The sequence below is a fragment of the Skermanella sp. genome (genome assembly GCF_059503625.1).
Genome location: NZ_JCACHA010000835.1, coordinates 1 through 8,605 on the forward strand (window position 1 = coordinate 1; position 8,605 = coordinate 8,605).

Below are 8,605 nucleotides of genomic sequence, written 5' to 3' on the forward strand. Positions count from 1 at the left end.
CCAGGGCGACGGCGGTGATCTTTCGGATGCGGCCCCGGATTTCACCGACGCGTCCGGTAAACCATCGCGCGAGAGCAGTGTCGGGCTGGTATCGCAGCCAGAGCCAGGCGAGCTCGACCATGCTCTTGCGTAGGAGCGGATTGCCTGCTTTGGAGATGCCCTGCTCCCTGTGCCGGTCTCCGCTGGCGAACGGACTAGCCGTTCTTATTCACCACGGGCCTGCGGAGTGGCTGGCAGACATGGCGTAAGCTGCTGATGGCGTTTACGAATTTGGGTGTCGAAGCCAACCCGAAGCACTCTCAGGCCGTGCCACACCCGCCATGGACGACGATACGACCCAGCCATTCGGCTTTCCAGCGATCGACCGTAAGAAAGTGGCTGCCGCTTTCGATGGCGAATGGCTTGGCGGCACTGATCTCCGACCCCCGCGACCCGTCGCGGGTGGTCCACCCGCTGGCCGACATCCTTCGGGCCCGGATCCTGGCGATCGCCTGCGGCTACGAGGATGCCGACGACCTCGACCATCTGCGCCGGGATCCCGGCTTCAAGCTGGCCTGCGGCCGCCTGCCCGACACAGGGCGCGACCTGTGCTCGCAGCCGACTATGTCGCGCTGGGAGAACGCGCCCTCCCTACGCAAGGTGATCCGGCTGACGCGGGCCATGGTTGACCTCTACTGCGCCAGCTACCGCAAGCCGCCTGCCGCCGTGACGTTGGACATCGATGATACGGTCGACGTGGTGCACGGCCGCCAGCAGCTGTCGCTGTTCAACACCCACTACGACGAGCGCTGCTTTCTGCCGATCCACATCTATGACACCGCGACCTCCCGCCCGGTGATGGTACTGCTGCGGCCGGGCAAGACCCCCTCCGGCCAGGAGATCCGGAGCCATCTGCGCCGCCTGGTCCGGCAGATCCGGCGCCACTGGCCAAACACCCACATCACCCTGCGTGGGGACGGCCACTATGGCCGCCCGGAGGTGATGACCTTCTGCGAAGCACAGGGGATCGACTACGTCTTTGGCCTGCCGACCAACGCCGTGCTGCGGGCTGCTGTCGAGGACGCCGCCGATGACGTGCGGGTCCGCCGCGCCGAGGGGAGCGCTCCGGTGCTGCGCCGCTATGCCGAGACGCGCTACGGCGCCAAGTCCTGGTCCTGCGAGCGCCGGGTGGTCGCCCGCATCGAGGCCAGTACCCAGGGCCTCGACATCCGCTTCGTGGTCACCAGCTTTGCTCGCGGCAGCGCCGAGTGGCTCTACGACAGCCTGTACTGCGCCAGGGGGCAGGCGGAGAACCTGGTGAAGCTGCACAAGGCCCAGCTTGGCTCCGACCGCACCTCTTGCCGCTCGCCGCTGGCCAACCAGGTCCGTCTTGTCCTGCACACCGCCGCCTACTGGCTGCTACTGACCCTGCGTGACCGCATCCCCAGGACGCATGAGTTGGCGGCTGCCGAGTTCGCCACTCTCAGGCTGCGCCTGCTCAAAGTGGAAAGAAGCTGTACGCGATTAAACCCCTTGCTGCGCCTGGGTTTGGGCGACGAGACGGCGTGCAATAATAGAGATCATCGCAATCCAGATGTGCCCGGCAAAGAGATCTGCGGCGCGGTCGTAGACGATGTTGAGGCGCCGATAGCGGCTGAACCAGGCGAACAGCCGCTCCACAACTCACCTGATCCCGTTCTGCAGGAAGCGCCCGTCGCGCGTGCCGCCGAGCGAGACCGAGACATGGATGTCATGCTCGAGCGCTGCCGTGGCGAAGGGTGCGCCCTTGAAGCTGCTGTCGCCGAGGAGAGCCCCCTGGAAGCCAAGCGCGGCCAGCCGCGGCAGCATCGGCATGACGCCTGCGCGATCGTCCGTGTTGGCCGGTTGCAGTTCGAGGTCGAGCAGCGATCCATGCTTGTCACAGACCACGAACAGCTTCACGCCCTTGACCAGCTTGCCGCCATCGATGCCGCGCACCCATGCCGTCGGGGCTGACCGCAGGGAGCGGCTGTCGGCCACTACCGCCGAGGGCAGCACCTCGTCGCCGCAGGCCAGTCGCCAATCGAGCGCGAGACGTTGGCCCAGCCGGCGCCACAGGCCCAGGCGGGTCCAGCGCGCGAAGCTGCTGTGCAGGGTGGTGAAGGGAACACCCGAGAGCCAGCCCGCAATGCGCCACTGCAAGCCGCCGAAGGTCAGGGTCCAGATCAGCCCGATCAGGCGTCGCCGCAGGGTCAGGTCCGGCTTGCGGCCACGGCGATGCACGCCGACCCGCTCGCGGTCCATCGCCTCCAGTTCCGCCTCGACCGCGAAGACGAAGACTTCGATGTCAGCCAATATGTTCCAGCCGTCGCCACGGCTGGGTCGGGGAACACGGCGAGCCGAAGGCGGAGGCAGGGCGACACTGCTGCGTAGGCTGGTGCGAGACATCGGCCCAACATAGTGAGGCTCGACCGGCGCACTGCCCTACGTGTCGAAGCCGACCCGAAGGACCCGGCTTATTTCGCGTTCAGACTCTAAGCCGGGTTATCGAGACCGCCAGCCGGATCCGCCTCGCCTTCGCCGCTGCCTGCCCGCATGCGGTGCTGTTCCGTGGCCTCGCCCGCAGCTTCCAGCCAGCCGGACCATAAGCGACGGGGCCAATGCCCCACCGTGCCTTCCCAGCAACCTCGAATGCCGCCCGTCCCAGCCCAACATCACCGCCGTATGCGGATGCGGGCGTATGCCCGCTGCTCAAATCAGCTCCCGGACGACCTTGCCATTGCTGCCCGGTGAATACGATGGGCTAGGATTCGAAGCGCTCAGACATCTGAAAAATTGGCAACAGATCGCCGGTCCTATTTGTGCGGTTGCTGGTAGCTTGTTTCGTCTGCGTCCGGCGATTCAATCAGGGAACCGCTTGCTGATTCTACACAGCGTCGCAGAATGCTCGAGCGCCGCCGCATCTTTGTAGGGCTGGTGGCGATTACCGTTGGTTGATCAAGGCCTGACGGGCCGCTCGGCGAAACAGAACCATGCAGGCAAAGCGAAGGATCGGAGAGTGAATACCACAGCGGGTCTTACGAGTGACGTCATCATCGGCAAGGATGATGAGCGGGATCTTCTCTACGGAGACTCCGATGGGGAGATCGCCTCGGGTAAGGGCGGCAATGATCTGATCTTCGGCCTCGGCGGCGTTGGCTTCCGAGGTGTTGGCGACGCCCTGTATGGAGACGCGCTCACCCTCTCCGGAACAGCGCGCGGTGGCAATGATTGGCTCGATGCCGGACCAGGCATGGATACACTGACCGGAGATAGTGTCTACATCCGGGGGCAGGCCCGCGGCGGCAACGACCTGCTGAGTGGCGGAAGGGGCGATGATGCCCTGTTTGGCGACAGCTTCGAGATCCTCGATGAAGCTCACGGCGGGCGCGATCTGCTTGTTGGCGGAGCCGGAAATGATCAGGTGTGGGGCGATGCCCAGATCATGGGCAACGGTGCGCTCGGCGGGCGCGATATTTTCGTTTTCACGGCAGGCTTCGGGAACGATCGCATCGGCGATTTCCGCCAGGGTGAGGATCGGCTTCTGCTCGCCGGATTGGGGGTGGATGGGTTGAAAGATCTGTCGATCACGCAAGGACTGCCCGGGCCGCCGGGCGAGATCGGCACGGTGATTGCCGTGGCAGGCCATGGGACGATCACGCTGGAGAACTTCAGCGGCACTCTACTGGCTTCGGACTTTCTGCTCATCTGATGGCATGGGAGGGCGTCCACCCGTACCCTCCAGGATGTCTGGTCAGCCCAGGTCGTAACCTGGCCAGACGGGCCGACCTATCGGGAACACCAGCGTCCACCCCTGCCGTCGAGCACCATGATGGGACATGTGCCCCGACAGGTTGGCCAGGACGGATGCTCATTAGGAAGTCGCGCCCGCGAGCGCCAGTACAGAGGTCGACAGGCTATCATGGTGAGCCTGTGAAACATACCTTTAACAAGTGGAACCGTACCGAGCGCTGAGCGGGCTGGGTCGCTTCAGTGCTGGGCTCTGGCCTTCCGACTGCACCCAAGCCGGATCAATGGTTGGGAAGGTGCGAGAACATGGACGACGCTCGTGAACTGACGCATCCAAACATGGGTTGTACTTTAGCCTCTGGCGTGGCCCACAGCAGCAAGTCCCGGTACGTGGAAGCCACAAATGACAGCGCAGGAGAAGGTAGAGAAAAGTCCTGGCGGCGCATGATCCTTGCAGCAACCTCGGCAGGGCTGTTGGCATGCGCTCCAGGCGCCGCGCCAAGCGCGGATCTCACACACGGCGCCAGCGAGAAGGTCTGCCAGCTCACGGGCCGGAACGACTGGGCTACGGGCCGATCTGGCCGTAGTGATCGAGCAGCGGTTCGGCGTGCGGCCCGATGTGCGCACCGTGGGCAAGCTGCTGCGCCGGCTGGGCTTTCGGCGGCTGTCGGTGCGGCCACGGCATCCCGGACACGATGCGGCGGCCCAGGAGGCGCATAAAAAAACTTTGCCGCCCTCGTTGCTGCAGCGATCCCGGAGCACGCCCGCGGCAAGCTAATCGAGCTCTGGTGGCAAGACGAAGCCAGGGTTGGCCAGCAGGGCACCCTGACCCGGATCTGGGCCGCCAAGGGCAGCCGGCCGCCGGCGCCGCGCGATCAGCGCTATCGTTGGGCCTACCTGTTCGGCGCGGTCTGCCCCACCCGCGGCACCGGTGCAGGCCTGGTCCTGCCGCTCGCCAATGGGCCAGCCATGACCTTGCACCTGGCCGAGATCAGCCCGCTGGTGGCACCCGGGGCGCATGCCGTGGTCACGCTCGATGGCGCCGGCTGGCACCAGACTGGCGGCAAGCTGCGCGTACCGGACAACGTCAGCCTGCTTCCGCTGCCGCCCTACTCGCCCGAACTCAACCCGGTCGAAACCGTCCGGCAGTTCCTCCGCCAGAACCAGCTCAGCAACCGGGTCTTCGACAGCTACGACGCCATCGTCGACGCCTGCTGCACCGCTTGGAACGCGCTGATCGACGATCCAGCCCGCATCACCTCAATCGCCACCCGCGACTGGGCACAGGTCAAGGTTTAGGGGCGCTGGTATCAGACCGCTCTATGCCGCGTCGGCTAGATGGGTTGAGACGGCAGCGACCGCTGGACATGGTGGGGGGCCCTGATTTGGGACGGGCGCCCTCGCCGGGAAAGGCGGAGGGTCATCGTCATCGTCAGGACTATCCCACCGGAAGCGCCCGTTGCGCTGCACCGGAAGCTCCCGCCGGTTGCGGCGCCCAGAGGCCGGCCGCAAGGCAAGAATGTTCTCGGATCTTGCGCGATCTAGCCGTAGCTGGGCCCTGTCCAGGGACCTGAGTGCCTGGAAAATCTCCTCGGCCCGTACGAGAGCCCCGCTATCCAGTTGCCGAAAGGCAGGTTGATCTAGGACGGCGTGGGTATCCGATGCCCATGAGGCCAAGATCTCGCGTTTTTCAGCAAGGGTTAGCTCAAGGTTATTCACCACTTGATCAGGGTGAGTGAATGCGGCGCCGCTTGTGGCCCGTCCGTTTTGTAGATCACGAAGCAGACGCAATCCAGATCCAGCGAAGTGGCTGTCTGATCCCGTAAGCTCGCTCATCTTGGAACTCCGCGACCCATAGCTCCCAATGTTGCGGAAAGCGGTGTCGCACCGACAATCAACCGGCGTAGCCCCGCCGATCAGCGAATTATTCTTGTCAGAAGGCTCTTCAAGAGGCGGGGGAATTTTTCGCTGGTACACCTTCGAGCAGGGCAGTCCGTGGTCGAACTCCTGATCGACCGCGTGATCGTCAGCAATGGAAAGGTGGAGATCCGCAACGTCATGCCAATGGACCGGGCCAGCGAGCAAGTCCGGTTTTGTCATTTGTGATTGGACTTTCTCCAGTATGTTATTGAGGTACTTGCGGGACCGTCGCACGATTGGGGCTCGACCGTTATGGCGCTGAATGACGTCACGCGGGCAGTCCTCTTGGCGACAGCATTCGCGCTAAAATGCCGGCAACCAGCAGCATCGCTTTGATCTGACTCGAAATCAGAGTTGAAAAAATACCCCAGGCTTTTCCGCTGATGGGAGTCTCTCCCAGCCGAGGATGTTGCGACCCCAACTTGTGCGACGGTCCCGATAAAGCTCGCCGTCGAACTCATGACGTCAAGTTCGGCGTGAGCGCTGGCAGAACCGCGATCGCCGCCCTGGAGGACAAGCTCGTCCAGGGCGCGACGGCTCGGGCATCGTTAGGCCGCCAGGGTCTCCACCTTTCCGGTCAGGACGGCCAGCTCCTCGGCGCTCAAGGTTTCCTTGGCCAGGAGTTCCTTCGCACTCCGGTGCAGGATGTCGATCCGCTCCTCCAGAAGGTCGGAGGCCTGCCCGAATGCCCTCTGAACCAACTTCTGGACCAGCCGGTCGATGGCCTGGGCTGTCGCCTCGCTATAGACCCGCTGCGGCTGCTCAAAGGCAGGCGGCGGCGCACCAAGGAAGCTACGCTGCTCGCGCTCGAAGGTGACCGGCCCCAGTTCCTCGGCCATACCGAAGCGCGTGACCATGGCGCGGGTGATGTCGGTGACCCGCTGCAGGTCGTCCGCCGCGCCGGTCGAAATGCGGTTGAATACCAGCACCTCCGCTGCGCGGCCGCCCAGGAGTACAGCCATCTTGTTCTCCAACTCCTCCCTGCTCATCAAGAACCGGTCCTCGGTGGGGCGCTGGATCGTGTATCCCAGCGCACCCACGCCCCGGGGAATGATGGAGACCTTGTGGACGGGGTCCGTGCCGGGCAGCGAGAGCGCGACCAAGGCATGCCCCATCTCATGATAGGCGACCGTCTCCCGCTCCTGCGGACTCAGCACGCGGGTCTTGCGGGCGAGACCCGCCACTACCCGTTCTACGGCCTCGTTGATGTCGGACATGTCGACCTGATCCGCTCTCCGCCGGGTCGCGAGCAGCGCCGCCTCGTTCACGACATTGGCCAGATCCGCCCCGGTCAGTCCGGGCGTCAACTCGGCCAGCCGCTCGGCGGTCACTACGGGTGCTGCCTTGATACGCTTGAGGTGGAGCTGGAGGATGGCAGCGCGCGCGGGCTTGTCCGGGCGGTCCACCAGCACCTGCCGGTCGAACCGGCCGGCCCGCATCAGCGCGGGATCCAGCACCTCAGGACGGTTGGTGGCGGCTAGCAGGACCACGCCGGTGCGGGGATCGAAACCATCTAGTTCGACCAGGAGCTGATTCAGGGTCTGCTCCTTCTCGTCATGGCCGCCGAGGCCATAGGCGCCGCGGGCTCGGCCGAGCGCATCCAGCTCATCGATGAAGATGATGGCCGGCGCCTTGTCACGCGCCTGCTCGAAGAGATCCCGGACACGGGCCGCGCCGACACCCACGAACATCTCCACGAACTCCGAGCCGGAGATGGAGAAGAAGGGAACGCCAGCCTCGCCTGCAACGGCACGTGCGAGCAGCGTCTTGCCCGTGCCGGGTGGACCCACGAGGAGCACGCCCTTCGGCACGCGCGCGCCCAGACGTCCATAGCCCTCCCGATCCTTCAGGAAGGCGACGATCTCCTTCAGCTCATCCTTGGCCTCGTCGGCGCCGGCCACGTCGGCGAAGGTGGTCCTGGTGTCGGTCTCAACATAGATCTTCGCGCGGGACCGACCGATCGACATCAGCCCGCCATCCATCCCGAGATTGGCGACGGCTCGCCGCCAACCGTATGCCCAGAGGAGATAGAAACCGGCGGTTGGGAGGAGCCACGACAACAGGTTCGACCAGAAGGTGCTTGGCACCACGCCGGTGAACTTGACACCCGCAGCTTCCAGTTCCTTCGCGATGTCCTCGGGCACTGCAGTGGTCTCGAACAGCCTTCGGCCGTCTGGCGTTGGCGTCCTCAGCTCGCCGAACAAGTGAGAGCCAGAAACCTGAACGGACGCGACCTTGTGCTCGCGAACCAGCTGACGAAAGTCGCTGTAGGGAATCCGCTGAACGGCTTGGCTGGCGGCCCACCAGCTCTGCAGAAAGGTGATCACGATGAAGGCTGCGATCCAGTAACCGGCATGCGCACCCAACTGCTGCTTGTTCGGCTTACGCCCGTCTGGATGCAGCTGAAGCATCTGCGGGAACCAGTCACGAGCCCGGTTCAGCCAAGCGGTGCCCGACTGCGCCGGCGGCTTCGCCCTCGTGACCTCGGGAGCATCGCTTGGCATATTTGTCCTCCCTTCAGTGCCTGGGTTGGTCCGCCCGCTTGGCTCGCAGCGGCCTCGTCAGGACGGCACAATTGCCGGCAACGAAAGCGCGCTCCGTCCTACCTCTGGACAAGGAGGCGTCTGTGAACGCCTCCTTCGCCCTTCGACACGATCACGGCGTCCTCGCCTCACGCCGCCTCGGCGAGACGCGGCGAGCCCGTCCGCCGCACCTCCAGCCCGTCCGGTCCAGCGGTCACCCGCAGTTGCTCGCCATCGTGGATGCGGCCTTCCAGTAGCAGGTTGGCCAGCTGGTCCTGCAGGTTGCGCTGGATCACTCGCTTCAGCGGCCGGGCGCCGTAGGCGGGGTCGTAGCCGGCCTCGGCCAGCCACTCGCGGGCCTTGTCGTCCAGGACGAGCGCGATCTTGCGGTCCTCCAGCAGCCGCCTGAGGCCGGC

General features: G+C 64.9%; 5 protein-coding genes and 2 pseudogenes. 3 read left to right on the plus strand and 4 right to left on the minus strand.

Features of this window, described 5'->3' with window-relative positions:
- Positions 1-208, minus strand: a 208-nt coding sequence (locus AC5JJ6_RS30135; RefSeq protein WP_496045600.1) for a transposase, incomplete at its 3' end; no start/stop codon positions are given.
- Positions 209-320: 112 nt separating this feature from the next.
- Between AC5JJ6_RS30135 and AC5JJ6_RS30140 the strand changes: the two are divergent.
- Positions 321-1,560, plus strand: a pseudogene (locus AC5JJ6_RS30140) (IS1380 family transposase); the annotation flags it as partial.
- 102 nt (positions 1,561-1,662) lie between these two features.
- Here the strand turns inward: AC5JJ6_RS30140 and AC5JJ6_RS30145 are convergent.
- Positions 1,663-2,406 (minus strand): transposase, encoded by a 744-nt coding sequence (locus tag AC5JJ6_RS30145; protein ID WP_496045596.1) that lies wholly within the window; start codon positions 2,404-2,406, stop codon positions 1,663-1,665.
- A 610-nt stretch (positions 2,407-3,016) separates the two neighbouring features.
- Here AC5JJ6_RS30145 and AC5JJ6_RS30150 point away from each other — a divergent pair.
- The gene (locus AC5JJ6_RS30150) at positions 3,017-3,709 is read left to right on the plus strand and encodes a calcium-binding protein (RefSeq protein ID WP_496045597.1); all 693 of its coding nucleotides are present in this window, start codon (positions 3,017-3,019) and stop codon (positions 3,707-3,709) included.
- A gap of 606 nt (positions 3,710-4,315) precedes the next feature.
- A pseudogene (locus tag AC5JJ6_RS30155) lies at positions 4,316-5,046 on the plus strand (IS630 family transposase); the annotation flags it as partial.
- 1,169 nt (positions 5,047-6,215) lie between these two features.
- On the opposite strand, the gene ftsH reads toward AC5JJ6_RS30155, so the two are convergent.
- A complete protein-coding gene (gene ftsH, locus AC5JJ6_RS30160) occupies positions 6,216-8,078 on the minus strand; it encodes an ATP-dependent zinc metalloprotease FtsH (protein WP_496045598.1) in 1,863 nt (620 codons plus the stop codon).
- 260 nt (positions 8,079-8,338) lie between these two features.
- On the minus strand, positions 8,339-8,605 hold a 267-nt coding region (locus AC5JJ6_RS30165), incomplete at its 5' end, for a ClpB D2-like domain containing protein (protein ID WP_496045599.1).